Annotated in this window: 24 protein-coding genes; 7 read left to right on the plus strand and 17 right to left on the minus strand. The window is 65.3% G+C overall.

Translation table 11 applies throughout. The features are described 5' to 3' along the window. Positions 1-122 precede the first annotated feature (122 nt). Complete coding sequence (locus tag RND64_RS18900) at positions 123-713, minus strand: TetR/AcrR family transcriptional regulator (protein ID WP_049699924.1); 591 nt, start codon at positions 711-713, stop codon at positions 123-125. A 111-nt stretch (positions 714-824) separates the two neighbouring features. On the opposite strand from RND64_RS18900, the gene RND64_RS18905 reads away from it, so the two are divergent. The 4 genes from RND64_RS18905 to RND64_RS18920 are packed head-to-tail and all read left to right on the plus strand — an operon-like array spanning position 825 to position 4,466. Next, positions 825-1,775, plus strand: a complete 951-nt coding sequence (locus tag RND64_RS18905; protein ID WP_049699925.1) for an ABC transporter ATP-binding protein — start codon at positions 825-827, stop codon at positions 1,773-1,775. Continuing rightward, positions 1,772-2,509, plus strand: coding sequence for an ABC transporter permease (locus RND64_RS18910; protein ID WP_049699926.1), 738 nt, complete (start codon positions 1,772-1,774; stop codon positions 2,507-2,509). Before RND64_RS18905 ends, RND64_RS18910 begins: the two co-directional genes overlap by 4 nt. Beyond that, a complete protein-coding gene (locus tag RND64_RS18915) occupies positions 2,506-3,837 on the plus strand; it encodes a sensor histidine kinase (protein WP_235434411.1) in 1,332 nt (443 codons plus the stop codon). The genes RND64_RS18910 and RND64_RS18915 overlap by 4 nt, the downstream gene beginning before the upstream one ends. Further along, the gene (locus RND64_RS18920; RefSeq protein ID WP_049699927.1) at positions 3,834-4,466 is read left to right on the plus strand and encodes a response regulator; all 633 of its coding nucleotides are present in this window, start codon (positions 3,834-3,836) and stop codon (positions 4,464-4,466) included. The genes RND64_RS18915 and RND64_RS18920 overlap by 4 nt, the downstream gene beginning before the upstream one ends. Here RND64_RS18920 and RND64_RS18925 read toward each other — a convergent pair. From RND64_RS18925 to RND64_RS18945, 5 genes are all read right to left on the minus strand, one after another. Beyond that, complete coding sequence (locus RND64_RS18925) at positions 4,456-5,259, minus strand: polysaccharide deacetylase family protein (protein ID WP_049700097.1); 804 nt, start codon at positions 5,257-5,259, stop codon at positions 4,456-4,458. The genes RND64_RS18920 and RND64_RS18925 overlap by 11 nt on opposite strands. A 131-nt stretch (positions 5,260-5,390) precedes the next feature. Then, positions 5,391-6,911 (minus strand): aldehyde dehydrogenase family protein, encoded by a 1,521-nt coding sequence (locus RND64_RS18930; RefSeq protein WP_049699928.1) that lies wholly within the window; start codon positions 6,909-6,911, stop codon positions 5,391-5,393. A 330-nt stretch (positions 6,912-7,241) separates the two neighbouring features. Next, complete coding sequence (locus RND64_RS18935; RefSeq protein ID WP_049699929.1) at positions 7,242-8,399, minus strand: acetyl-CoA C-acetyltransferase; 1,158 nt, start codon at positions 8,397-8,399, stop codon at positions 7,242-7,244. A gap of 31 nt (positions 8,400-8,430) precedes the next feature. Then, entirely contained in the window at positions 8,431-9,261 is an 831-nt protein-coding gene (locus RND64_RS18940) for an SDR family oxidoreductase (RefSeq protein ID WP_049699930.1), read from the minus strand. Positions 9,262-9,340: 79 nt separating this feature from the next. Then, entirely contained in the window at positions 9,341-10,636 is a 1,296-nt protein-coding gene (locus RND64_RS18945) for an acyl-CoA dehydrogenase family protein (protein ID WP_049700098.1), read from the minus strand. Between the two features lie 42 nt (positions 10,637-10,678). On the opposite strand from RND64_RS18945, the gene RND64_RS18950 reads away from it, so the two are divergent. Further along, a complete protein-coding gene (locus RND64_RS18950; protein WP_235434412.1) occupies positions 10,679-12,358 on the plus strand; it encodes a FadD3 family acyl-CoA ligase in 1,680 nt (559 codons plus the stop codon). Between the two features lie 12 nt (positions 12,359-12,370). Here the strand turns inward: RND64_RS18950 and RND64_RS18955 are convergent, their stop codons facing one another. Then, positions 12,371-12,895, minus strand: coding sequence for a VOC family protein (locus RND64_RS18955; protein WP_049699931.1), 525 nt, complete (start codon positions 12,893-12,895; stop codon positions 12,371-12,373). Between the two features lie 65 nt (positions 12,896-12,960). On the opposite strand from RND64_RS18955, the gene RND64_RS18960 reads away from it, so the two are divergent. Together RND64_RS18960 and RND64_RS18965 are read left to right on the plus strand one after the other, a co-directional pair. Further along, on the plus strand, positions 12,961-13,821 hold the full coding sequence (locus RND64_RS18960; RefSeq protein ID WP_083444426.1) for a helix-turn-helix domain-containing protein: 861 nt from the start codon (positions 12,961-12,963) through the stop codon (positions 13,819-13,821). Continuing rightward, positions 13,818-15,335 carry a bifunctional aminoglycoside phosphotransferase/ATP-binding protein gene (locus tag RND64_RS18965; protein ID WP_049699932.1) on the plus strand — a complete coding sequence of 506 codons (1,518 nt, stop codon included), beginning with the start codon at positions 13,818-13,820 and terminating at the stop codon, positions 15,333-15,335. The genes RND64_RS18960 and RND64_RS18965 overlap by 4 nt, the downstream gene beginning before the upstream one ends. Before the next feature lie 17 nt (positions 15,336-15,352). On the opposite strand, the gene lysS is transcribed toward RND64_RS18965, so the two are convergent. The 10 genes from lysS to RND64_RS19015 form a co-directional block, all read right to left on the minus strand. Continuing rightward, positions 15,353-16,891 (minus strand): lysine--tRNA ligase, encoded by a 1,539-nt coding sequence (lysS, locus tag RND64_RS18970; RefSeq protein ID WP_049699933.1) that lies wholly within the window; start codon positions 16,889-16,891, stop codon positions 15,353-15,355. Positions 16,892-16,954: 63 nt separating this feature from the next. Further along, positions 16,955-17,869: a dioxygenase family protein gene (locus RND64_RS18975; RefSeq protein ID WP_049699934.1), complete on the minus strand. Its 915-nt coding sequence runs from the start codon at positions 17,867-17,869 to the stop codon at positions 16,955-16,957. After that, on the minus strand, positions 17,866-18,921 hold the full coding sequence (locus tag RND64_RS18980) for a maleylacetate reductase (protein WP_200903276.1): 1,056 nt from the start codon (positions 18,919-18,921) through the stop codon (positions 17,866-17,868). The genes RND64_RS18975 and RND64_RS18980 overlap by 4 nt, the downstream gene beginning before the upstream one ends. After that, on the minus strand, positions 18,918-20,708 hold the full coding sequence (locus RND64_RS18985; RefSeq protein ID WP_049699936.1) for an FAD-dependent oxidoreductase: 1,791 nt from the start codon (positions 20,706-20,708) through the stop codon (positions 18,918-18,920). The genes RND64_RS18980 and RND64_RS18985 overlap by 4 nt, the downstream gene beginning before the upstream one ends. Before the next feature lie 110 nt (positions 20,709-20,818). Continuing rightward, the gene (locus RND64_RS18990; protein WP_049699937.1) at positions 20,819-21,967 is read right to left on the minus strand and encodes an NAD(P)-dependent alcohol dehydrogenase; all 1,149 of its coding nucleotides are present in this window, start codon (positions 21,965-21,967) and stop codon (positions 20,819-20,821) included. Then, positions 21,964-22,521: a flavin reductase family protein gene (locus RND64_RS18995; RefSeq protein ID WP_049699938.1), complete on the minus strand. Its 558-nt coding sequence runs from the start codon at positions 22,519-22,521 to the stop codon at positions 21,964-21,966. The genes RND64_RS18990 and RND64_RS18995 overlap by 4 nt, the downstream gene beginning before the upstream one ends. Beyond that, positions 22,518-23,636 carry a zinc-binding dehydrogenase gene (locus tag RND64_RS19000; RefSeq protein ID WP_049699939.1) on the minus strand — a complete coding sequence of 373 codons (1,119 nt, stop codon included), beginning with the start codon at positions 23,634-23,636 and terminating at the stop codon, positions 22,518-22,520. The genes RND64_RS18995 and RND64_RS19000 overlap by 4 nt, the downstream gene beginning before the upstream one ends. Next, a complete protein-coding gene (locus RND64_RS19005) occupies positions 23,636-24,883 on the minus strand; it encodes an acyl-CoA dehydrogenase family protein (RefSeq protein WP_160318053.1) in 1,248 nt (415 codons plus the stop codon). The genes RND64_RS19000 and RND64_RS19005 overlap by 1 nt, the downstream gene beginning before the upstream one ends. 187 nt (positions 24,884-25,070) lie before the next feature. Further along, positions 25,071-26,045, minus strand: a complete 975-nt coding sequence (locus RND64_RS19010; RefSeq protein ID WP_049699941.1) for an AraC family transcriptional regulator — start codon at positions 26,043-26,045, stop codon at positions 25,071-25,073. Positions 26,046-26,208: 163 nt separating this feature from the next. Beyond that, positions 26,209-26,658, minus strand: coding sequence for a hypothetical protein (locus RND64_RS19015; protein WP_049699942.1), 450 nt, complete (start codon positions 26,656-26,658; stop codon positions 26,209-26,211). Positions 26,659-26,690: the final 32 nt, after the last annotated feature.

The raw sequence follows: 26,690 nt of genomic DNA on the forward strand, positions 1-26,690 counted from the left end.
AACGTGTGCTCACCGCGTGCTCCTTCGTCCCTACCGAACGACACCCAAATTACTAGGTCATCCAAGTATGTGGACGCGAATCGGCAGCTTGAAGTCAGCTCGAGGACTGGGTGGGTAGGGATTTAGCGCGGCAGTATTCCGTCGAGCACGATGGACAGGTACTGCTTGGCGATGTCGTCGACCGACAGCGAGCCGCCCGGCCGGTACCAGCGGACCGCGACCCAGACGGTGTCGCGTAGGAAGCGGTACGCCAACTCGATGTCGAGGTCGGCACGGAACTCACCGTCGGCGACGCCACGCGCGAGTACCGAGTGCCACAGTTCACGGAACTCGACGTTGCGCTTCTTGATGTACGCGAAACGCTCTTGTCCTGCAAGGCGTTTGGCTTCGTCCTGGTAGATGGCGACCGCATGGCGTTGTGCGCCTATCGATTCGAACGAGGCGACAACCAACTCGCGCAGCGTCTCCGTCGCGGAGAGGTCTGCGGCGGCGATCTCCTGGTATCGCGCGAAGAGGGAGTCGAGGAAGCTCCGCAGGATCTCGTCGACCATCGACTCCTTGGAATCGAAATGGTGGTACAGGCTTCCCGACAGGATGCCGGCGGAATCGGCGATGTCGCGCACCGTCGTCGACCGTAGTCCCTGCTCAGCGAACATCCGACCTGCCGTCGCCAGTAGTTCGTCTCGCCTGGTTGACCCGTTGCGCGTCGCCACTCGCCAACCCTAGCAACTGCTTGGGCGTCGACGTGGGTCCACCGATCGGCTGAGTCGAATGTAGTCGAGCGGTGGATCCGCATGCGGCGTGCGCGGCGGATCGTTGTACGTATGGCAATGATCGAAGTGGCAGGACTGACCAAGAGCTACGGCGACAAGCAGGTGGTCCGTGGCGTCGACCTCGAGATCGCCGAAGGCGAGATCTTCGGCATCCTCGGCCCCAACGGGGCAGGTAAGACGACGACCGTCGAGTGCATCGGTGGACTTCGCCGACGCGACGGCGGCCATGTGCGTGTCGCCGGGTTCGATCCGGCCGACGAGGGACGCGGACTCCGCGAGGCCCTCGGCATCCAACTGCAGGAGTCGCGCCTGCCCGAGAAGCAGACCGTCGGCGAGGCGATGCGGCTGTACTCCAGCTTCTACTCGGCACCGCGTGACTGGCGTGAACTACTCGACCGACTCGGTATGAGCGGCCACGAGGGGACCTACTTCGGCAAGCTCTCGGGCGGGCAGAAGCAGCGTCTGTCGGTGGCATTGGCACTCATCGGCAATCCGAAGGTGGCCATTCTCGATGAGTTGACCACCGGACTCGATCCGAGCGCGCGCCGTGAGGTGTGGGGTCTGCTCGAAGACCTCAAGGACACCGGCGTCACGCTCCTGCTGGTCAGCCACTTCATGGAGGAAGCTGAACGGCTGTGCGACCGCGTCGCCGTCATCGACGACGGGCGCGTCGTCGCCCTCGACACACCGGCAGATCTCGCGACCGCGGTCCAGGCCGACCAACGGATGTCGTTCATCCCGACGGCCGCCGTCGACCTCCACGCGCTCGCAGCGCTTCCCGACGTTCACCGCGTCGAGCGCACAGGTGAGCGGGTTCTCGTCACCGGAACCGACAACGTGGCGTCCGCCGTCATCATCGCGCTGCACGAACACGGCATCGCGTGCGGCAAGCTCCGCGTCGACCAACCGAGCCTCGACGACGCGTTCCTCGCGCTGACGCACGCGCCGAACCTTCATGTTGCCGCCACAACCGAAAACGATTCCGAAGGAGTACGACGATGAGCGCCACCACCGTGATGATCGGTTCCGAAGCGAAGCTGTTGGCCCGTAACCCGGGGGTTGTGATCTGGACGGTGATCCTGCCCGTCGCGGCGTCGATCATCATCGCGTCGATCCCCGCCGCGCGACAACCGCTCGACGAATTCGGCGGCCTGAGCGTGTTTCAGGTGTACCAGCCGATTCTGGTGCTGTTCGTCGTGGCGTTGCTCGCCGTCCAGGCGCTACCGGACGTACTCACGAGATACCGAGAGATGGGCATTCTCAAGCGATTACGCACTACTCCGGCATCTCCGAGTCTCCTGCTGATCGCGCAGTTCGTGTTGACCTCCGCCGTCTCGATCATGTGTCTCGCGCTGATCGTCGTCGTACCGGGGATCATCTCGGGGCAGTGGCCGCAACATCCCGTCGGGTTCATCGTCAGTTATGTGCTGACGGGTTGGGCTTTTCTCGGCCTGGGCATGGTGATCGCGTCGCTGTTCCGGAACGCGAAGGTCGCTGCGGGATTCGGCTCACTGGTGTTCTTCGTGTTGATGTTCTTCGCCGGATTGTGGGTACCCCGGGCGACGATGCCCGGGTGGTTGCACGTCACGTCGAACCTCACTCCGTCGGGAGCGGGAACACAAGCGCTCGTAGATACCGCGACGACGGGCTGGCCAGCGATCGGGTACTTCGGCACACTACTGGTGTGGGGCGCAGTGACCACCGCGATCGCGGTCCGGACCTTCAAGTGGGAGTGAACAGCCCATTCACCACCACTGCGCTGGCGCACGGCCTGTTCCGACGCAACCTCGAGCGTGAACCGCAGGGACGCTGGCGCGACTGTCGGCACGAGCTGACCTGGCCGGACATCATCGTGCCCCCCAGTGCCGAGGTGTGGACGCTTCGGGTTCTCTATCTCGTCGCGCTTGTCGTCGCCCAACTCGTGCCCGCGTCGTCGACACAGCATCTGGTGAGTGCCTCGGCGTTGATCGCGCTGATGGTCTTCACCGAGATCTGGACTCGCGTCAACATCGGGCCCATGTGGCGGCGTGTGGGGATCTTCGCTGTCACCACCACGCTGATCGCCGTCGCGATCGCCGCGACACCGATCGCAGGCATCGCGTCGTGGGCGGGTTACATGCTCTACGCGTCATTGTTCACCGGGCTCCCGATGGTGCTGACCATCAGTGTGTCGTGCGTGCTGATGACGGCGACGCAACGCTATGGCTGGGAGAACCTCGCCAATCCCTGGTGGGCGTCGGTACTCGCGTGGATTCTGAACTTCGTGATCGGCGTCGCCGTCGTAGTCGTGACCGACGCACGCGAGACATCCGTGATACGGCGCAACCAGCTCACCGAAGACCTCCTCGCAGAACGTTCTCGCACCGCCCGACTGCAGTCCGAACTCCTCGAGCAAGCACGACTCGTAGGCATCCGCGACGAGCGTTCCCGCCTCGCCCGCGAATTGCACGACACCGTCGCACAGGGATTCGTCGCGGTGGTCACGCAGTTGGAATCCGTCGACGAGGCTGAACTGTCCGACGCCACCCGCGACCGTGTGGACAACGCGAAAATGCTTGCGCGCGAAGGACTCGGCGAAGCGCGACGCGCGGTGAACGCACTCCGACCGCTCACACTGGACGCACAACCGCTACCCACCGCTGTACAGGATCAGCTCACCGCCTTTTCCAAGCGCAATCACATCACCGCGGTACTGCGGGTCGACGGCGACGCCCACGACCTCGGCGGCAGCGACGACACCGTACTGCGCATCCTGCAGGAATCACTGGCGAACATCGCCAAACACGCGGGTGCGCAGCAGGTCGTGGTGACGCTGACCTACCTCGACGACGAACTGCTGCTCGACATCCGTGATGACGGAGACGGTTTCGACGTCGACGCGGTACGACGATCCGCTCACAGCGGCTTCGGGCTGACCGGCATGGCCGAGCGCGCGCAGTTGCTCAGCGGCACCGTCGTCGTCGAATCCGATCCCGGTGCGGGTTGCGTTGTCTCCGTGTCGATTCCCACCGAGCGGTCGATTCCCACCGAGCGAAGCGATGTGCCGAAAGGAGTACCGCAATGAGCTCGCGGTCGGACCAGATCAGCATCCTCGTCGTCGACGATCATCCGGTGGTGCGCGACGGGATTCGCGGGATGCTCGAGCGCGAAGCAGACCTCACCGTCGTCGGCGAGGCGACCAGTGGCGACGAGGCGCTCACCCAGGTGGCCGCGCTGACACCCGACGTCGTGTTGATGGATCTGCGCATGCCGGGATCCGATGGTGTCGGGGCGATTCGCGCTCTGCGCGCAGCCGACCGCGACTGGCCGCGCATCCTGGTGCTGACGACGTACGACACCGACACCGACATTCACGCGGCCGTCGACGCGGGAGCCGACGGCTACCTTCTCAAGGCAACCCCGCGCGAGGATCTGATCTCAGCGGTGCGTCGTGCAGCAGCCGGCCACAGCGTTCTCGACCCGAGCGTGGCGGGAAGCCTGATGAGCCGCAACCGTGCCGACACCCTCACCGAACGAGAGCGAGAAGTGTTGCACGCCATCGCCGGAGGCGGCACCAACCGTCAGGTCGCCGCCGAACTGATGATCAGCGAGGCGACGGTGAAGACGCACCTGCTGCGGCTCTACCCGAAGCTCGGTGTCGCCGACCGTGCCGCGGCCGTGCGAGTTGCGTTCGAGCGCGGACTCATCCGGTGACGAAGTAGTCGTCGAGGGTGACCATGGTCAGCTTGCGTTCTCTGATGATCTCCGCCAGTTGTGGATAAATGTGCGTTACCGCAGGGTGATTGGCGTGCCCGATCACCACGGCCTGCTGGCGGAAATAGGTGCGCGCGTTGGCGATGATGTCTTGCTCGCGCAGTACCCGCTCGTCGCCCAACGTCCCGTACCACATGGTCGACGCCGTGTAGCCCTGGTCGGCGGCGACGCGATCGACCGCCGCATTGCGGTGTCCGTAGGGCGGACGATAGAACGGGGTGCCGTCGACTCCAAAGGTGTTCTGCAAGAAGCGCTTGTTGCGGTTGAGCTGGTCGGCGATCGCACTCTCCGACAATGAGGTCAACGAGGGATGCGTCCAGGTGTGGTTGCCCAACTGGATCTGACCCGATTCCACCAGCGGAACAAGCGAACTCCGATGGTCGGTCCAACTCTTGTAGACGCCGGTCACAAAGAACGTGAAGCGCGCACCGGTGTCCTGCGCGAACTTGATGTACGCGCCGACGACGTCCGACCGCACCCCGTCGTCGATGGTCAGCGCGAGATAGTTGCCGTGCCCGGGTAGCGCGGTAATCGGCCCCTTGGGGAGCGGCGCCTTGCTGGGCACAACGGGTGGGGGTGCAACGAGGGGCGGCGTGAGCAACTGCTCAGGCAAGCCCGGCAACCGGAGGTTCGGTGGAAGCCCCGGCGCCGCAGCGGCTTTCGATTCAGACAAACCGGATATCGCAACGACGGTGCCTGCCGCCAGTGCTGCGAGGAAATGGCGACGGTCCACGCCGTCCACTTAACAGCAGAGCCACTGGCCACACCAGTCACAAGAGGGGCACAGATGATTCATGGGTGGGTAAAGCCCCTGAAGGATCTACCCACCCATGACGGGGTGTGACGTCGCTGAGCCTGAATGGCTCAGCGCTTACGCGCCTTCTTCGCGGCGCGCTTGTTGAGCTTGCTCCAGAACTTGATCTGCCCGTTGGCCATTCGCGTGTCGCGCTTGGTGAACGGCGGCGCGATCATCTCGGCGACGGTGAACGGCATCGTCGAAAATGCCACTGCGCGTGCATGGCTGAACGTCTCGAAGCCGGTCTTGCCGTGGTAGGCGCCCATACCGCTGCGGCCGATGCCGCCGAAGGGCAGTTCCGCACCGAACATGTGCAGTGCGAAGTCGTTGCCGTTGATCGATCCACTGCGTGTGTTGTCGGCAAGCCGCTTGAAGTTGGCGTTGTCGTCGCCGCACCAGTACATGGTCAGCGGATGGGGATTCGCTGCGATGTGGGTGATCGCCTCGGTCAGATCGCGGTACGGGTAGACACTCAGGACCGGGCCGAACACCTCGTCGTCGGCGATCTTCATGCCTGCCTTGACGCCGGTGAGCAGCGTCGGCGGGATCTTGCGGCGCTCGGCTGACGGAAGCTGCTCGCCTCCCGGGATCACCTGCCGCTTGGTCGCACCGAGCTCGACGGCGTCGTCGATCAGTCCGACGATGCGGTCGTAGTTCTTCTGGTTGATCGTCGACGTGTAGTCGGAGTTGTCGTAGATCGTCGGGAAGCTCTTGGTCCAGTGGGCGATGACCTTGTCGGTGAACTCACCGAGCTTTGCCTCGGGAACGAACACGTAGTCGGGGCACAGACACACCTGTCCGCCGTTGGCCATGCGGGCCTCGGCCAGCATTTTCGCGGCCTTGCCGATGTCTGCCGAGACGTCGACGACGGCCGGGTTCTTGCCACCCAACTCGAGCGTCACCGGCACGAGGTTCTTGGCCGCCTCCTGCGCCACCGACGACCCCACCTCGGGCGAACCGGTGAAGAACAGATGGTCGACGGCGAGCTTCGCGAAGTCGGAGCCCGAACCATGCTTGGGCGTGATCACCGCGAGTTCTTCGATCGAGAAGTAGTCGGGTGCGTGCCGCGCGATGACCTCGGTGGTGCGGGCGGTGATCGACGACGGCCGCATCAGCACGCGGTTGCCTGCCGCGAACGCCGAGGCCGCGGGTACGAACGTCAACTGCAGCGGGAAGTTCCACGGCCCCATGATCCCGACCACGCCGAGCGGATCGTGCCGCACCCGCTGCTTGAACCCGATCAACCCCTGCACCCGCGCCGACGGGGTCTCCTTCATCCATTCCTTGACACCACGGCGCTGGTGGGTGATGTCGATGAGGCAGCCGGCGACGTCGGCCGTGATGCTCAATTCGGCTGGGCGCGTGCCGAAGTCGGCGGTCAGCGCCGCGCAGATCTCGTCGGAGTTGTCGAGCAGGAGTGACCCGAGCCGCGTGATGCGGTCGATGCGCGTGTTGGCATCCGGGATGCCGTCACGCAGGAACGCGGCCTGCTGGATCTCGAGCAGTTCGGCCATCGAGTGAGCCTCCGACGAGACCCCCTTCTCGATGCGTCGACCCGCTCCGGTCGTCACGTCCGCAGGCTTGGTCATGGTGGCTCCTTGAGGATCTACGGGTACTCGGGGGCATAGTCGAATGAGACACCGCCCCGATTGTGTATCACATGCTATGCCGTAGATCACACGAATGCGAGCGCGGGTCGACGGCGCACACCCCGCCTACGCACAGTCGACCCGGGCGAGCCGTCGACTGGGCGCTCGAGCGTGCCGACTGTGCGCCCGAGACCGTCGACTGTGCGCTTAAAACTGCCGACTGGGCGCACGAGAACCCTGACTGTGCGCTCGAGAGTGTCGACTGGGCGCCCGAGAGTGTCGACTGGGCGCCCGAGAGTGTCGACTGGGCGCTCTAGATGATCGACTGGGTCAGCCGAGGCGCTCGATGATCGTGACGTTGGCCGTGCCGCCGCCCTCGCACATGGTCTGTAGGCCGTAGCGGCCGCCGGTGCGCTCAAGTTCGGCCAACATCGTCGCGAAGAGCTTGGCCCCCGTGGCTCCGAGAGGATGCCCGAGCGCGATTGCCCCGCCGTTCGGGTTGACGCGCGCCGGGTCGGCGCCGGTCTCCTTCAACCAGGCGAGGACTACCGAGGCGAACGCCTCGTTGATCTCGACGACGTCGATGTCGTCGATGCTCAGCCCCGACTTGGCCAGCGCGTACTTCGTCGCGGGGATGGGCGCGGACAGCATCATCACGGGGTCGTCGCCGCGGACCGAGATGTGATGGATGCGGGCACGCGGGGTCAGGCCGTACTCGGCGAGCGCCTGCTCGCTGACCACCAACGCGGCCGACGCCCCGTCGGAGATCTGCGACGCCACTGCCGCGGTCAGCCGCGAACCGTCGGCGAGCGGAGCTAGCCCGGCCATCTTCTCCAACGACGTCTCACGTGGGCATTCGTCGACGACGCAGTCGGCCAGTGGGACGGTCTCGCCGTCGAACCGTCCCTGTGCGATAGCGGCTTTGGCCCGCTGATGTGACTGCAGCGCCCAGGCCTCCATATCCTCGCGGCTGATGTCCCACTTTTGCGCCATCAGGTCGGCGCCGACGAACTGCGAGATCTCGGCGTCGCCGAATCGTTCGCGCCAGCCGACGGATTCGGCTGTCGGCGTGGTGAATCCGAACTCCTGGCCGGCAATCATGGCTTGCGAGATGGGGATTGCGCTCATGTTCTGCACACCACCGACCACGACGACGTCCTGCGTCCCACTCATCACACCCTGCGCTGCAAAGTGGATGGCCTGTTGGCTCGAACCACATTGACGGTCGACGGTGGTCCCGGGTACCTCCAGCGGCATTCCTGCAGCCAGCCATGCGGTTCGGGCGATATTGCCCGCCTGCGGACCGATTGCGTCGACACACCCGAAAACGACGTCGTCGACGACTGCGGGATCGATTCCTGTCCGACTGACGAGTGCGGAGATGACATGCGCACCCATGTCGGCCGGATGCGTCTTGGCCAGCGAGCCGTTGCGTTTGCCGACGGGCGTGCGAATGGCGTCCACGATGTACGCCTGTGGTGTGCTCATGAGAACTCCTGATAGATAACGGTCTTCGCGCTCAGGCGCGCTGACTGGAGATGGACACCACTTCGCCCGTGAGATAGGTGGTGTAGTCGCTGGCGAGCATCGCGATGGTGGCCGCGACCTCCCATACCTCGGCCGCGCGGCCGTAGGCCTCGCGCTGCGCAAGGTCGTCGAGCAGTTCGTCGCTGGTCACCTTCGCAAGGAAGGGATGCTTGGCAATCGACGGAGCAACAGCGTTGATACGCACCCCGAAATCGGCAGCCTCGACGGCTGAACAGCGCGTCAGTGCCATCACTCCCGCCTTGGCGGCGGCGTAATGTGCCTGTCCGCGTTGGGCTCTCCACCCGAGGACCGATGCGTTGTTGACGATCACGCCACCATGCTCGACGGCACGGAAGTAGCGGAGCGCGGCCCGCGTGGCCCGGAACGTCCCGGCGAGCGTTATGTCGACGACGCGGTCCCACTCCTCGTCCGACATGTCGGCGACGGGTGTCTCACCACCGAGGCCGGCGTTGTTCACCAACACGTCGATGCGGCCGAGTGAGTCTGCGGCACTTGCGATCAGCGCATCCACATCGGCAGTGGACTGCACATTGCACACCACCTTGCCGACAGTCTGACCGTCGAACTCGGCAGCGAGTTGGTCGGCGGCCTCGCCCAGTCGTCGCTCATGCCAGTCACTGAGCACGACGTCGGCGCCCTCGAGTAGCGCACGCCGCGCCGTCGCGAATCCGATACCCGTACCTGCCGCCGCGGTCACGACCACCTTGCGTCCCAACAACAATCCGTGGCCCGGCGTCTCCTCCGGAGGTGTTGCCAACGGCGACCTCGCACCATCGACCTGACTCGACGTCGTTTGCGTCATCGTGTCCCAACCTCCCGTAGTGATTCCACACTCGTACCTCGTCGTGCTTCATTCATGCTCGCGCCTCGCTGTGCCCTCTTCACGCTCGTGCCTCGCGGGGTAGGCCGAGTACGCGCTCGGCAATGATGTTGCGCTGCACCTCGTTCGAGCCGCCGTAGATGGTGTCGGCACGGGTGAAGAGGAACAGGCGTTGCCACTCGTCGAGTTCGACGTTCTCCGGATCGTGAATGTCGTTGAGGTGGCCCTCGACGGTCTCGCTGGGCCCGATCAACGACGCCGGACCCGCCACCGCCATCGCGAGCTCGCCGAGGTCTCGATGCCAGTTGGCCCACAACAGCTTTGCCACCGAGGCTGTCCCCGCAGCGGCGGCCGCACCCCAGGTCCCCCCGGAAACTGTCGCGTCGTCGTCGAGTGTCCGTTGCGCATTGGCGCGCATCGCGCTCAGCCTGATGCGGGCGCGCACGAGGCGTGCGGCTATCTCCGGATTCTCGAGAGCTCCGTTGGCTCTTGCCATCTCGGTGATCGCGTCGAGTTCACGCGCGAAGCCCACCTGCTGTCCCAGCGTCGAGACGCCACGCTCAAACTGCAGCAGCCCCATCGCGACCCGCCAACCGTCGCCGGACTCGCCGACGATGAGGTCGGCGTCGGTGGTCGCGTCGTCGAAGAAGACCTCGTTGAATTCCGATGTTCCAGTCAGTTGCTGGATCGGCCGCACCGTGACGCCGGACTGGTCGATCGGAACCAACAGGAAACCGAGCCCCTTATGACGCGACGAACCAGCTTCGGTACGCGCCAGCACGAACACCCATTGCGCCACATGCGCGAGCGACGTCCAGATCTTCTGTCCGTTGACATGCCAACGCGCGCCGTCGTCGGAAAGTCGGGCCGTCGTGGAGACGCCCGCGAGATCGGAGCCCGCCCCGGGTTCGGAATAGCCCTGGGCCCACAGCTCGGTGACGTCGACGATTCCAGGAAGGAAGCGCTGCTTCTGCTCTTCCGTACCGAACTCGATCAGCGTCGGGCCGAGCAGCTCCTCACCGAGGTGATTCACCCTCGCAGGCGCGTTCGCGCGCGCATACTCCTGATGGAAGATGATTCGCTGCTCGAGTGTCGCGCCACGGCCCCCATACCGCGTGGGCCAACCGAGGCATGTCCAGCCGGACGCCGCGAGGTGGCGATCCCACGCCAGCCGCTCGGCGAAGAACTCGTGCTCGCTCCCCGGCCCACCCCGACCCTTGAGCGAGGCGAAGTCGCCGACGAGATTCTGCGCCAGCCACTCGCGCACCGCTCGCGTGAACTCTTCGGTCGCGTCGGGCGTGCTTCGCACCCATTCGCCCAGGTCGACGGCACGATCGGCAAGGTTGATCGACGTCATGATCGCTAGCATAACCTACCAAGCATTTGTTAGGTTATGGCCATGGAGTCGATAGTCACCAACGGCGACGCACAGTCGGCGCGACAGAGCGCCCAGTCGACGGGACAGAGCGCCCAGTCGGCGGGACAGAGCGCCCTGTCGGCGGGACAGAGTGCCCGGTCGACGGGAGAGAGCGCCCAGTCGACGCCCGCGGCGCTGATCCGGGCGGCGCGGACCTGGCCGGCGCAGCAGGCGATCGTCGACCGCCAGTGGAGTACAAGGGGTGCAGGCGTCGAGCTCACGTATTCGGAGCTGCTCGAGTGCGTCCGTGAGTTCGCCGCGGCGCTTGTCGCATCGGGTTTCGAGGCTGGCGACAGGGTGGCCATCTGGTCGCCCAACAGCTATCACTGGCCGATCGCCGCATTGGGCATCCAGTACGCGGGCGGGGTGCTGGTCCCCCTCAACACCCGCTACACGGCGACCGAGGCCGTCGACGTGATCGAGAGAGCTCAGGTGTCGGCGGTGGTGGTGTCGGGCGAGTTCCTCGGCGTCGACCACGCGGCGGAACTGCTTGCCGAGCATCGCGGCTCGCTGCCTGACCTCGTGGTGCGGGTACCGCTCGACGGGTCGGCGCCAGCACCCGAGGGCAGCGTCGACTGGTCGGACTTCGTCACGCGTGCCACCGACGAGACGCGTGCCGAAGCGGATCGTCGAGCAGATACTGTTGCGCCAGAAGATATCTCCGACATTCTGTTCACCTCAGGGACCACCGGGAAGTCGAAAGGCGTTCTGGCCGAGCACCAGCAGACCATCGCGGGCGCGCGGGCGTGGGGAGCCAACGGACTCCTGAGTCCAACCGATCGCTACTTGATGGTGAACCCGTACTTCCACACGTTCGGATACAAGGCGGGCATTCTGCCGTCGATTCTCTTCGGGACGACGATGATTCCGCTCGCGGTCTACTCCCCCACCGAAGCCATGCGGGTCGTCGAATCAGAGCGTGCGACAGTCTTTCCGGGTGCGCCGACCATCTTCCAAACCATCCTCGACGACCCCGCGCGCGCAGCCCACGACCTGTCGTCGCTTCGCCTGGTGGTGACCGGCGCGGCCATCGTGCCGGTGGTGCTGATCGAGCGTATCCAGCGCGACCTCGGCGTCGACACGGTGATCACCGCCTACGGCCAAACCGAATCCAGCGGCTTCATCACCACGTGCACCCCCGATGACGACGACGTCACGGTCGCGACAACGTGCGGCAGAGCCTTCGACGGCATGGAGATCGCGCTGTCGGACCAGGGCGAGGTGCTCACTCGTGGCGCGATGGTCATGCGTGGCTACCTCGACGATCCCGCGGCGACCGAAGCGACCATCGACGCCGACGGGTGGTTACACACCGGCGACGTGGGTGTGATCGACGAGCGGGGGAATCTCCGGATCACCGACCGGCTCAAGGACATGTTCATCTGTGGAGGGTTCAACGTGTACCCCGCCGAGGTCGAACAGACGCTCGCACGCCTCGACGGAGTCACCGAAACCGCTGTGATCGGAGTTCCCGACGACCGACTCGGCGAGGTGGGGCGGGCCTACGTGACGATCCACGACGCTGCCCACCTCACCGAGAACGACGTACTCTCCTATGCGCGAACACATCTCGCGAACTTCAAGGTTCCCCGATCGGTGGTGTTCGTCGACGCGTTTCCCCGCAACGCGTCGGGCAAGATACTCAAACGCGAACTGCGCTGAACTCCAACTCGTTCACGAATCGGACTGCGATGCAGCCCATTCGGCGACGCGCTGGGCGCTCTGCTCTTCGGAGAGATCCTCGACGCGAGTCATCACCGACCATCGCACCCCGAACGGATCGAGGATCGACGCGAACCGGTCGCCCGAGACGAAGGTCGAGAGGGGCTCGCGGACCGTCGCGCCAGCGGCTTCGGCCTTGGCCACCACCTCGTCGGCGCTGGGGCAGTAGAAGCCCAACGAGTAGCACGCGGCAGGCCCGTCGGGCGCGGCGATCAGGCCGTACTCCTCGTTGGGCTCGCCGAGTTGCAGGTGGCCGGTGCCGAAGTCGAGGTCGGCGTGCACGACCACGCCGCTGAACTCCGTGGCATCGACCAGTCTCGCCCCGAAGACGCTGGTGTAGAACTCGATTGCCTGCTTCGCATTCGGTACGGCGATGAACGGGGTGAGACTCGTCAGGCCGTGCGGGATGCCGTCGGTGGTGTGGTCGCCGGTGACGCCGGTCGTCGGCTCGGTGGTGGTGTTCTGCTGTGTTGTCATGCGTTTCACGCTAGGGATCGTGTGCGGTGCGCGGCTTGTAGATTTGCGACGACTATCGTGGACGCATGCCCGTCAGCGGAGCCGACCACTCCGGCGCCCCAGACACCCGCGCCCCAGACACCCCAGTCACGGACACCGCAGACACCCGCGGGGTGCTCTACCCCGCTCGCCTGCCCACCTTCGACCGCGTCGGCGCGCCCGACGACCTCTCGTCGATGGTCTCGTGGTTCTGGATACCCCAGTGGAGCCTTGCGCCCGGACGGACGTCGCGGCAGAACATTCTGCCGTTTCCCGCGTGCAACCTCGTCGTCGAACCTGATGCGGTGCTAATTGTCGGGCCGTCGACTCAGCGCACACACCGCGATCTGACCGGCTCCGGCTGGGCCGTCGGGGCATTGCTGCGACCCGCGGGCGCTGCCGCGCTCGACGTTTCGCCACGATCTCTGCGCGACACCGCGCAACCCTTCTGCGCGCCCGATCTGTTCCAATCTATCTCTGCAACAATGACTGTCGATCAACCCGACGTGTCCGATGCCGCGTCACACTTCGCGTCGTGGCTGCGTGAACACGCGACGCCGCCCCAGGAGTCGGCACTGCTCGCGAACGAGATGCAAGACCTGATCGCAGCGGATCGCAGCATCGTCCGCGTCGACGACCTCGCACGCGAGATGTCGATGTCGGTGCGCACACTGCAGCGCATCGCCGATCGCCACATCGGTCTCTCCCCATTGGCAGTCATCCGCCGATACCGATTGCAGGAGGCCGCGGAACGGCTGCGCGACGACCCGACGATCACCCTCGCCGACGTCGCCGCCGACCTCGCATACACCGATCAGGCGCACTTCTCCGCCGACTTCCGGCAGACCCTCGGCATGCCTCCAGGCGAATACCGCCGCGCCGTGGCCGAATCCGGTACGGACTCATGAACGACACGGCACGAGCCGAGGACCTGCTGGCCCAGGTCGGCGCCCTCGACCCTGACTCCCCGACCAGAAGCATCGTCACGCACGGCGCGGTGATCGTGCTCAACGGTCATCGCGCGTGGAAGCTCAAACGACCGGTTCGGTTGCGCTACTTCGACTTCAGTACGCCGGAGCGGCGTCGAGCAGCGCTTGACGCCGAACTCCGGCTCAATCGACGCTTCGCTCCCGGTCTCTATATCGCGGTCCACGCGATCCGACGCGCCCCAGACGGTTCGCTCTCGTTCGACGGCGCGGGAGAGATCGTCGACCACGTCCTGGAGATGACGCGCTTCGACGACGACGCACTGATGGTCAACTACGCACATCCGGGTGGCCTCGACGACGACCTGCTGCAGCGACTCGCGATGCGCGTCGTCGAACTACATCAGGGATCTGAGATCAGTGCGGATTCCCATGGTGCGCAACGATTGCAGGAGGTCGTCGACGGAAACCTCGCGAGCATGGCGGTGTTCCCGGAGATCATCGAACCCGTTGTGGCACAAAACCTCACCGACCGAATCACGGCACTCATCACAGAAAGTCGTGACCTCCTCGACGCTCGAGCACGCGGCGGACGCGTTCGCCACTGTCACGGCGACCTGCATCTCGGGAACGTCGCGATCATCGACGGCGAGCCGATTCCGTTCGACTGCTTGGAGTTCGACGCGGAGCTTGCCACGACCGACGTCCTCTACGATCTCGCGTTCCTCGTGATGGACCTGTGGGCGCGCGGGCTACGACACGAAGCCAACGTCGTCGCCAACACCTACTTCGATCATGCGACATTCGATGGTTCTATCGACGACGAGGAGGCATTCCGCCTGCTGCCGGTACTGCTCGCGGTACGTGCCACCGTGCGCGCACACGTCGCGGCAGCCGAGCACGACGTCGAACGCGCACACGAATACCTCGCGCTTGCACTGGGTTTCACCGACTTCTCGCTCCCGCAACTTGTCGCGATTGGCGGCGGTTCCGGTACCGGGAAGTCGACGATAGCGCGGGCGGTCGGAGGCAGTCTCGACCCCGCTCCGGGCGCCCGCATCCTCCGCACCGACGTACTGCGCAAACGTCTTGCGGGAGTAGGTATCGCGGACAGGCTCCCGCGGTCGGCCTACACCGACGCCGCGCGGGCAGCGGTGTACACCGAGCTGTTCCGGCTCGCCGAAGCAGACCTGCGCGGCGGAATGAGCGTCATCGCCGACGCCGTGTTCGGCCGAAGAAGTCAGTCCTCGGCAATAGCCGACGCAGCCGAGCGCGCGGGCGTCGACTTCACCGGAATCTGGCTGGAACTACCTGAGGCCGAGCGCATTTCACGTATCGAACATCGCGGACTCGACGCCTCGGACGCCGACGCGACTGTCGCACGCAGGCAGAGTGAGACGCTCGAACTGCCCGACGAGCGCTGGCGGCGCGTCGAGGCGTCGGGCGGCGTCGAATCCGTGGTCGCCGCGAGCGGGCTGGGTGCTGATCGCGGCTGAGGACGGCGTCTGGCAGCTCAGTCGCGCAGCGGCTTGACCAGCGGGAACAGGATTGTTTCGCGGATGCCCAGGCCGGTGAGCGCCATCAGCAGACGGTCGATGCCCATGCCGGTGCCCGCCGTCGGGGGCATGCCGTACTCCATCGCGGCGAGGAACTCCTCGTCGAGTCGCATGGCCTCGTCGTCGCCGGCGGCAGCGAGGCGTGCCTGGTCGACGAAGCGCTCACGCTGGATGACCGGGTCGACGAGCTCGGAGTAGCCGGTGGCCAGCTCGAAGCCGCGGACGTAAAGGTCCCACTTCTCGACGACGCCCGGCACGCTGCGGTGCGCGCGCACCAGCGGCGACGTCTCGACGGGGAAATCGCGCACGAACACGGGTTGCGAGAGTTTCTCGCCGACCATGTGCTCCCACAGTTCCTCGACGAGCTTCCCGTGACCGTAACCCTTGTCCTTGGGCACCTCGAGGCCGACGCGGGCGGCGATGGCGAGCAGCTCGTCGACGCTGGTCCCGGGATGCTCCGGGCCGCCGTCGGGAACGATCTCCTGGCCGAGCGCCTCCGAGAGCGACGGGTACATCTCCAACGAGGTCCACTCGCCGGAGAGGTCGTAGGTGGTGCCGTCCGGCATTTCCGGCGTGAGCGTGCCGATCGCGCCGAGTGCCACCTCCTGGATGATCTCGCGGGTCATCGTCGCGGCGTCGTCGTAGGTGCCGTAGGCCTGGTAGGTCTCGAGCATCGCGAATTCGGGCGAATGGGTGGAGTCGGCGCCCTCGTTGCGGAAGTTGCGGTTGATCTCGAAGACGCGCTCGATTCCGCCGACCACGGCCCGCTTGAGGAACAGTTCCGGCGCGATACGCAGGTAGAGGTCGATGTCGAAGGCGTTGGAATGGGTCACGAACGGCCGTGCCGCCGCGCCGCCGTGCAGCGTCTGCAGCATCGGGGTCTCGACCTCGAGGAATCCTCGGGTGACGAGTGCCTTGCGCAGCTCGGCGATCACCGAGATACGGGTCCGCGCAGTCTCACGTGCTTCCGGACGCATGATGAGGTCGACGTAGCGCTGACGGACGCGCGTCTCCTCGTTCATCTCCTTGTGCGCAACCGGCAACGGGCGCAACGACTTCGACGCCATCGCCCAGTCGTCGGCCATCACCGACAGTTCGCCGGTACGCGAGCTGATGACCTCACCGTGGACGTAGACGATGTCGCCGAGGTCGACGTCGGACTTCCATCGCGCGAGCGACTCCTCGCCGACCCCGTTGAAGCTGATCATCGCCTGGAGCTGGGTACCGTCGCCCTCCTGCAGCGTGGCGAAGCACAGCTTGCCCTTGTTGCGCAGGAAGATCACACGTCCGGCGACGCCGACGTTCGTGCCCGTCTCGGTGCCCGCTTCGAGGTCGGGGTGTGCCTCGCGGATCTCGGCGAGGCTGTGCGTACGGCCGATCGACACCGGATAGGCCTCGCGTCCCTCGTCGAGGATGCGGTCGCGCTTCTCCCGACGGATACGCAGTTGCTCGGGCGTCTGGTCGTCGTTTTCGGTGGTCGAGGGGTGATCACTCACTCCCGAACCCTATCGGATCGGCTTTTCCCGCCGGTGCGGGACCGACGCCGCCCGGCGCTGCGGTCACACACCGGTCGGCGCCAACACGATGTCGAATCTAGTGCGCGACCAGCTACCGGTCACCACCCTGCCGTCGGGTGTCGGCGTCCCAGCGGGCTGTTCGACGAAGTCGTGCACGAGGGAGTCTTTCACTCCGAACACCGAATCAGAGCCCAGCAGCCGATCGCCGCGAACAAAGATGTGCGTCACGAGCGTGCGGCATCCCTCGTGCGACACCATGAAGTGCAGGTGAGATGCCCGCATCGGGGACCGACCGACCGCGGCGAGCATCTCACCGACCGGACCGTCGGCCGGGATCGGATACGGAGTGGGTGTCACGCCCCAGAACCGGTACGACCCATCCGCGCCGGTGAAGAGATGCGCGCGACCGGCGACCCGATCATCGTCGTACTGCACGTCGTAGAAGCCGTCCTCGTCGGCCTCCCATACCTCCACCCGCGCGCCGTCGAGCGCGTTCCCGAGGTGATCGCGAACGGTTCCCTCGACCCAGCACGGCTGACCCGACGCACCGGCCGCGATGTCGCCGCCGTCGGGTATCCGCGGCGAGTCGTCGACGAAGAACGGCCCGAACACCGTCGCCTCGGTCGCGTCGCCGTAGGCGGCGTTGTTCACGGCGATCGTTTGCATCGACGCGCCCAATACGTCGGAGAGCAGGATGAACTCCTGACGACGGTCATCGGTGATGTGTCCGGCGCGGGTGAGGAAGTCGATGGCGGTGCTCCATTCGGCCTCGGTGAGGCGGGTTTCCCGGATGAAAGCGTGCACGTGTTCGACAATGCCGATCATCAACTCCCGCAGCCTCGGATCGGCACAGTGTTCGAAGGAGGCCACGACGTCGGCGATGAGTTGCGCTTCGCGTCGCTGCTGCTCGTCGACCGAGTCGACGGCACGGTCCACAGTGGAGTCGGTGGTGCTCATGTGATCGGTGTTCCTTTCCATGCGCGGCGAAGCAGCGCTGCGAGGTTGACTTCGGTCAGCTCGACCGGGTTGCCGGCGGGCATGACGCCGATGATGGCGAGCGCAGCACGTTCGATTCCGGCTTCGGGCATACCGAGTTCGGCCAGTGAGCGCGGCGCATCCAAGCGCTGGTAGAGGTCGGCAAGTCCGTCATTGGCTGTGGACGAACCCAGCGCTCTGGAGATGCGGGTATTCGCGGCATCGTCGGCGGGTGCGTTGAGCGCCACGACGTGCGGCAGCACGACGGCATGGGTCTGCGCGTGGGGCAGGTTGAACATGCCGCCCAAGACGTGGCAGACCTTGTGGTGCAGCCCGGAACCCGCCGATGCGAACGCGACCGCGGCCAGATATGCGCCGTACAGGGTGCGCTCCCGTCCGGAGATTGCGCCGGGATCGTCGACGATCTCCCCCAGTCCATACGCCAGTGACCGGATGGCCTCCTCGGCCAGCGCCTGATCGATCGGATCCGACCGCGGTGCCCACATCGAATCCACCCCGTGGGCCAGTGCATTCAGCCCGCTGGCCACCGCCATGTTTGACGGCATCGACGCGGTCAACGTCGCGTCGTAGATCACCGCGCGCGGCAGCACCCTCGGGTCGACGCCGGTGCTCTTCGTAGCGTTCTGCGTCATCCCCCACATATCGGTGGCCTCCGATCCGGCGAAGGAGGTAGGCACCGCGATGATCGGCAGCCCGGTGGTCAGCGCCACCGCTTTGGCCAGCCCGATTGCCGACCCGCCGCCGACACTCATCACCGCATCGACATCGGCGATCTTGGCGCGCTCTCGTGCGGTGTCGGCGAGTTCGACGGGCACGTGCATGGTGACCTCATGCTGCCGAATCGCGACCGGCAGGCCCTCGGCGAGCCTGTCAGCGTGCCCGCCGGATGAGCCGATCAGCATCAACCGTCGGACCCCGAGCCGTTCCACTTCGTCTGACACCGCACGGGCTGCATCGTCGGGAGCGAACACCACTCGCTGAGGATTGCTGACGTGCACGAAACTCATCGTCATGTGCGGCACAGCAATTGGGTCATGGCAGCACGCAGCGCGGCCTCCGGATCGGTCGGCAGGTCTTGTGACCGCCAGGCCACATGTTTGTCCGGCCGGATCAGCAGCGCACCGGCCTCGCCGACTTCGCGCAGCCTGGCCCAGTCGAAGTAGAGGTCGGTCACCTCGCGTCCGGGCCCGATCACGATGGCCTCCAACGGGATTCCCATGGTCGCCGACACCTTCGCGGCAGCCTCCTCCCACTGCTCGCCTGCCACGCCGGTGATCAGGGTCCAGCGACGGTAGGGTGCAAGATCCATCGTGGCGAGCTTGGTGTTCTGATCTCCGACCCAAGCGTGCGGCAGGTGGGCACCAGGGCTGGTCGACATGACGTGATAAAGATCCGGATCGAGGCTCGGTGGTGGCGACGTTCCATCGGAGATGACCGCGTCGGACTGATAGAACTGACCGAGTTCCACTCCGTGAGCGTTGAACTCGTAGTTCTTGGTCTCCATGGCGTCGACCAGTGCGGCGCGCATCGCGGCACCTTCTGGGGTGTTCTCCTTGCGACGGTTCATGGCCGCAGCCATCTCTGCCGGGTCGGTCAGTCCCTCGATATCGAGTGCAGTGAAGATGTCTGCGAACTCTCGCGCCGACCGATTCGCCCGTGTGACAATGCGTTTGGCGACCGGCGCCCGTTCAGCGGTGTAGGTGTCGAGCAGTCCCTGCCCGGCCTGACCGGACAGCACGGCGGCGATCTTCCACACCAGGTTGTAGGAGTCCTGGATGCTGGTGTTGGACCCCAGTCCGTTGCTGGGCGGATGGCGGTGCACGGCGTCGCCCACGCAGAACACCCGTCCGCGCTGCAAATTCGTCGCATACATTTCGTTGACGCCCCAGAGGCTGTAGCCGGTGATCTCCGGTTCCAGATCCGGCATGCCGAGTAGATCGCGGACGATCTGGGTGGCGGCGGCATCGTCGAGAACCGGTGGCGGCTGGTTGATGTCGTAGCCCCACACGATCAGCCACTCGTTCCACGGCCGGACCATCCGGACCAGTCCGGTGCCGATGCCACCGACGTTGGAGCCGGGCTGGATGACCCAGTAGAGGACACTCGGGCGGTGGTCGACGAGGGCGGCGATGTCGGCGGTGAAGGTGATGTTCATCGACCCGGCGATGTCCATCGCCCCCTCGAACGGCAGGTCGATGTCGGCGGCGATCTGCGAGCGGGCGCCGTCGGCCCCGATCAAGTACTTGGCGCGGATGCGGTAACGGTGGGCGGTGAGTCGGTCGAGGACTTCGACGGTCACCCCGTCGTCGTCCTGGGTGTGCGAGAGGTACTCGGTGGAGAACCTGGCCTGCGTACCGCGAATCGTGGCGTTGCGCACCAGAATCGGCTCGAGGTAGGTCTGCGGGATATCCACCGTCAGGCATGGCGAAGCGAGCTGGTAGTCGGCCTCCCGGTCGGGACGGGTGCCCCAGGTGCGGATTCTGCCGATCTCCTCGCCGGCGATTGATGTGCAAAACACCGTGTCGCCGACGAGGTCGTGCGCGGTGGCGTCGACCAATACCTGGTCCTCGATGCCCAGGTCTCGAAAGACCTCCATCGCACGCTGATTGGTGATGTGCGCACGCGGCGTGTTGGCCGTCCAGCGGTACTTGGTGATCATGATGTTGTCGATGCCGAGTTCGCTGAGCATCAGCGACGCGGCCGCCCCGGACGGTCCGGATCCGACGACGAGCACATCGGTTTCGACCACCTGGCCGGTGGGTATCTCGGTCTGGGCCATGCCGTCGTCGAATGCAGGCATTGGTGGCCACCTTTCCACGACCGGTCCGGCCGGTCGTCTACGTTGTTTGTCGCTCGTGTCCCGAGAGGCACTGGCGAGAGATGAGTTGTGGTGAGCTAAGACGAAATCCGTCAGAACACGATGACCGGCTTGATGACTCGGCCGCTCTTGGCCGCGGCGATCGCATCGTTGATCGCGTCCATATCGAAGGTGGTGACCAGCCGTTCCACCGGCAGATCACCGTTGCGCCAATGGTCGACGAGTTCGGGTATCACCTGGTTCGCGTCGCAGTCGCCGATCGCCACACCGGAGATGGAGATATTGCGGGCGATGAACATGGTGACATCGGTCGTGAACGCGGTGCCCGGTGGCGGCGCGCCGATCACACCGCAGTGTCCGCCGGTGATCGTCGCCGCCATCGCGACGTCGAGAACTCCTGCCGCACCGCTGGTTTCGAGCGTCTGGTCGGCGCCGCCACCGGTGATGCGCTGAATCTCTTCGACGGAATCCGATGCCGACGGATCGATGACGTCGGTGGCACCGAGCTCGAGGGCCAGCTCGCGCCGCGAGGCGACCGGGTCCACACCGATCACCCGGTCGATGCCACGAATCCGGGCCGCCATCACGGCTCCGAGACCGACGGTGCCCAAGCCGAATACCGCCAGGCTGTCCATCGGGCGGGTGGTCTGGGGATGAAGGACCGGCCCGGCGCCGGTGATGATGCCGCATCCCAGCGGCGCCGCGACCTCTGCCGGCACGTCATCGGCGACGACGATCGCAGTCGAGCGGGGCGCAAGAATCGTTGCAGCAAAGGAGGATTGACCGAACCAGTGCGAGTGGATCGGGCTGCCGTCCAGAGAGAACGCCGTTGTGCCGTCGGGTCGACCGCCTGCGATGTTCATCCCGAAGGCGTTGGCGCACGCCCAGTACCGACCGCGATCGCAGCTTCGGCAATGTCCGCAGTGATCAATGGTCAGCACCACCCGATCACCGATACGCACATCGTCGACTCCCTCACCCACCGCTGTGACGGATCCGGTTCCCTCATGGCCGAGGACGATCGGGAACTGTGCCGGAAACTGTCCGTCGCGCGCGCTGAGATCGGTGTGGCAGATACCGCTCGCGGCCAGGTCGATCCGGAGTTCGCCTGCGGCCGGTGCGCCGATCTCCACCTCCTCGACTTTCAATGGCGCGCCGATGGTGGCGGCGACCGCGGCGCGCACCGTGCGTGATGGGCCTGCCGATTCGTCGGCGGCGGGGTCGGTGACGGAAACACTCATGACGACTCCTGTTTTGGTGTGGCGCTGTGTGATGCGGCGCTCCAGGCGCCGAAAGCGCTGCGGAAGAACAGCAACGGCTCGGCGTCGGGATGGCCGTCAAGGGCAACTACTCGTCCGACGGATAGGAAGTGGTCACCGACGATGTGCTCGGCGTACAGCTCGCACTCGATGTGGGCGACCGCGTCGTCGAGCAGCGGTGCGCCGGTTTCACCGAGATGCCATGGCGCAAGCGCGAATCGGTCGATGCCGCGGCGTGCGAAACCCAGCGCGGTCGCCGATTGCGTGCTGGACAGCACGTTCACCGCGAACGACCCGCTATCCCGGATCGCAGGATAGGTCGACGACGTGGCCGCAGGCGCGAAAGCCACCAGCGGTGGGTCCAGCGACATGCTCATGAATGACTGGCAGGTCATGCCGACGTTCTCCCCGCTCCTGGAAGCGGTGATCACCACGACGCCGGAACAGAATCGCCCGAGAACGTCGCGGAACAGATCCGAATCGAACGGGTCGCGAGTTGGGCGAGCGGCACCTGCCCTGATGTCGAGCGCGGTCATCGTCGCGGCTCCACAACAGCTGCGACGACCTCGCAGTCGGCCACCTGATTGAGGACGCCGTCGATGGCGTCGAGGCCCACAGTGGTCGAAACCATTGAATCGAAGTCCAATTCACCGCGTTCGAGAAGCCCCGTCCACACCGGGATGTCACGCAACAGGTTGGTCTGTCCCCACTGGCAGCCGTGAATCTGTTTGCCGTTCATCGCTGCGTCGAACGCGCTGATCGGCAGTGTCGCAGTGAGGAAGTCCTTGGTGACGCTGGCGAGGACGACGTGACCCGTCGGGCGCGTGATCGCCATGGCGGTACCCATCGCGGTCGCCTCACCCGAGGCCTCGAAAGCGAACTCGACGCCGCGCTTGTCGCCGAAGAGAGCCGGATAGCTGCCGGCCACCTCTTTGACCTTCTCGACGAGGTCGGGATCATTGGCGTCGAAGGTGTGTGTGGCGCCGAACTTTTCGGCAATTTCCCGACGATGCGCCAGCGGATCGATGGCGATGATCGTTTCTGCTCCGAGAACACGCGCGCTCTGCAGGTATGCGAGCCCCGTCATGCCACACCCGACGACCGCGACGCTGGCTCCCGCGGTGACCGGCGCGACGTTGAACGCTCCACCTACGCCACCTGCACCGCCGTCGGCCAGGACGGCCAGCGCCTGATGGGATAGACCTGTGGTCAGCGGCACCACCTGGATTTCCCTGGTCAGCATCTGTTCGGCGTAGGACCCGAGGTAGGAGTGCGCGACCGTGGAACCCGTTCTGGCGAGCTCGATCTCGGGCCCGAGGAAGGTCAGCTCGCCGCACATGTCCGGCCGATCGCGTAGACATGCGTAGCAGACACCGCACCACGGATTGGCCGATGCGAGCACGGTGTCGCCCACGCGTACCCGACTGACGTCGGAGCCCACGGCAGACACGATGCCCACACCCCCGTGACCGGGGATCTGCGGGATGTGTGCGCCGGGCGGGAACGGGGGATTGTCGAAGGCGATGACGTCGGTGATGCAGGCGACCACCGCGGTGGTGTCGACAACCACTTCGTGCGGGCCGGGAGCGGGCAGGTTCACATCGTCGACCTCGACGTGGCGGCCGTTTCCGTGCCAGAGTGCCGCGCGCATCAGGCGTTCGCCTCTGCGAGTGCGGCAACGGCGTATCCGCTGGCGGTGGCTTCGCGAATGGTCTGCGCGACGTGGCTGCGGTACATGGTGAAGTCTCGCCAATAACGTTGTGTGCGTGTGCCATCCTTCATCGCGCTGGACCCGGTCACACGAGCCATCAGATCCATCGCTTCGGTGAGCACCTTGCCAGCCTGGATGGCCAGCGAGACCAAGCGCTGATTCTCGGCAATGGTGACCGGCCTGCCGGTCGCCGCCGACTCGGCGCACAGTTGGGTGTAGGAGGCGGTGACGCTGAGCAGGCAGGCTTCAGCCTGATCGATCAGGGTGGTTGCCTCGCCGTACCACTGCCGATAGAACGAGTCCTCTGCGCGGACAGCCATCGGTGGCCACATCGTCTTCTTCACCGGCATCGTCGCCGCGAACTCGTCGAACATCGCCTTGGTCATTCCCAATGCGACGGCGAGCAATTCGGCGAAGAAGAACGGCTGGATCGGCCCGATGTACATCGGATTGCCATACAGCTCAAGCCCATAGGTCTGATCCGGACGAATGGCGTTGATATCGATGTCGAGGACGTATCCATGGTCGACGACGCAGTGGTCGACCTTGACCGAGTTGGAACCGCTGCCCTTGAGGCCGATCAACGTGCCCCAGTCGTCGAGGATCTCGTACTTGTCGCGCGGTACCAGCGCCAGCCCCGGATGGGGACGACCGCCGTCGGCGGGCATGATCATCACCGCATTGAAAACGTGTGTCGAGTAGGGCACGCCTGAGCAGTAGTCCCAGAGCCCGTTGAGTTCCCAACCACCGTCCACCGGCGTCGCGGTCACCGAGGGCACCACGCGGGAGGGCGCGATGAAATGTCCGTCGGCGCCCATGGCCTCGGCTTGAACGTCGGCATCGAACAGCCCGGCAAGGTTGACCACGTGGGCCGAGCCCAGGCACAAACACCATGCTGTCGAAGGACATCCGCGACCGATTTCGACGACGACGCGCAGGAAGTCTTGAATCGACAGTTCGTAGCCGCCCAGAGCAGCCGGCTGCAGCATCCGGTAAAAGCCGAGCCGCCTGAACTCCTCGTGCAGCTCCGGCGAGTAGCGGGTGCGTCGCTCGGTTTCGGCTTGCTCCTCGCGCAGCCTGTCCCTCAACCCACGCGCACGAGCCAAGAAGTCGTCAACGGTCAGTCCTGGCTCGGGGACCGGGATCTGCTTCCGCACAGACGTTTTGGTGGAATCAATGACGGTCATCGACACTCCTCTGATTGAGACCCACGGCCGACACCAGTGACGGTGGCGGCTCGCTTCTGTTCTCGAGTGTGATGCGGCGCACATCGGTAATGAAAGGAGATGCGGCGAGGTTGGCCGAAATCAGCCGCGATGTCTGATCACCGGAGGGCGTTGACCGAATTCCAAAGCCGTTCCACGACTTGCTCGTTCACCCATCGCCCCGAAGTGCACGGCGAAGTGCGTTGTCGCGCAATATGTCGTCGGGCCTGTTCCCGAACCTGGCGTGGTACGTGCGCGAGAAGTTTCCGACCGAGCCGAAACCGCAGCGAACCGCGATCTGTGCCACGGTCAAACCGTCGTCGGCTTGGAGCAACATCCCCCTGGAGCGCAGAAGACGTTGCTCACGAACATATTTGGGCACACTGGTGTGCGCCTCGGCGAAGATCCGGGACAGGTGCCGTTCGCTGATCCCGACAGCACGTGCCACATGTGGTGCGGTCAGACCTGGATCGGACAGATTGGCCGCGATGTAGTCACGTGCTCGGTCAAAATGATTGTGGACGGCTGGCTCCGGTCGCGGAGAGAGGACAGCGGAGATGAGCTCCACCAGGTCGTCCTCCGCGAGCGACTCGGCCGCCTGATCGCTCGTCGCGGCAATCAATCGCGTTCTCAAAGCGGCACCGGCGAAATTGTTGCCGATGTCGATGACCCGCGGAGTGAATCCGATTGGCACACCCGTCGATCGTTGCAGAAGTGGCGTCGGAACGACGACGGCCAGAGCTTCGGTGTCCTCGCCGAAGCCACTGACGAACGGGCGCTCGAGGCTCGTGACCAACAACCGATCGACCGTGGCGAAGTGGGTTTGGCCGTCGGTGAACAGGAAAGTATGGCCTTTGAGGGTGATCGTGATCAGCGTGGCGGGCACACCATCGTCGGATACAAATCTGCCCGACATCTCGACGATGTGGGACCCCATTCGCAACGACATGACACGCAGCGAACCGACCTCGGCCACCGTTCCCGTTGCATCGAGTCGCTCGTCACCGAGGACTTTGGCGTGCAGCGGCAGAAAGGTACTGCTGGTGAACTCCTCCCACCGGGCCGCGGATTCGACACCGAGCCCATCGGTGGTGAAGGCGATCGGATCAGGAGCCGACGGCCGCCCCGACGCCCCACGTGCCATGTCTACTCCCACGTCCTCCAGTGCTCGCGGCGAAAGACGCGATGAAACCGCACTGCCACGCCGCACCTGGCCATGTTATCCAGGTCACACGATGGTTCGGCAAGTGGCGTGAAAGCATGACCGAAATGACGCCGGATGGCCGATTCCCACAGGAGACGGACCCTCAGTGCGCGGAGAAGACCGCCAGTTCGCCCGCGCTGATCTGGCCGTTGATGCCGTCGCGACGCAGGCCGCGGAACCCGCCGACGACGAACACAGCACCACTGACACCGCGTGCCTGCAGGTGCCAGGCCAGCCACTCGGCCTCGTGGCCGTCGTCGCTCACGACGACCCAGCGCCGATCGGCGGTTGCCGTGCGCAGCGAGGTCGGTGAGCCGGGGGTCAGCAGGTCGAGCGCTTCCGCGGCGTCGACCGCCAGCGCACCGAGCAGCGCGCCGTCGAGCCTGCGCTTGCGGTGACTGCGGATGTCGACCGGCACTGCTCCTGCAGCGATCGCGGCGCGGTAGGCCGTGGGCTGAAGCGAGAGCGGAACGTCGGGGACGGGCTGTGTGACCGGCGCCTGTGCGAAAGAGTGAACCTGGACCAGTGCGTTAACCAGCGGTGATGCGGTCATGAGAGAAACCTCGAGAGTGATCGAAACGAGCG

Source organism: Gordonia sp. w5E2 (assembly GCF_036540975.1).
Lineage (GTDB): Bacteria > Actinomycetota > Actinomycetes > Mycobacteriales > Mycobacteriaceae > Gordonia > Gordonia jacobaea.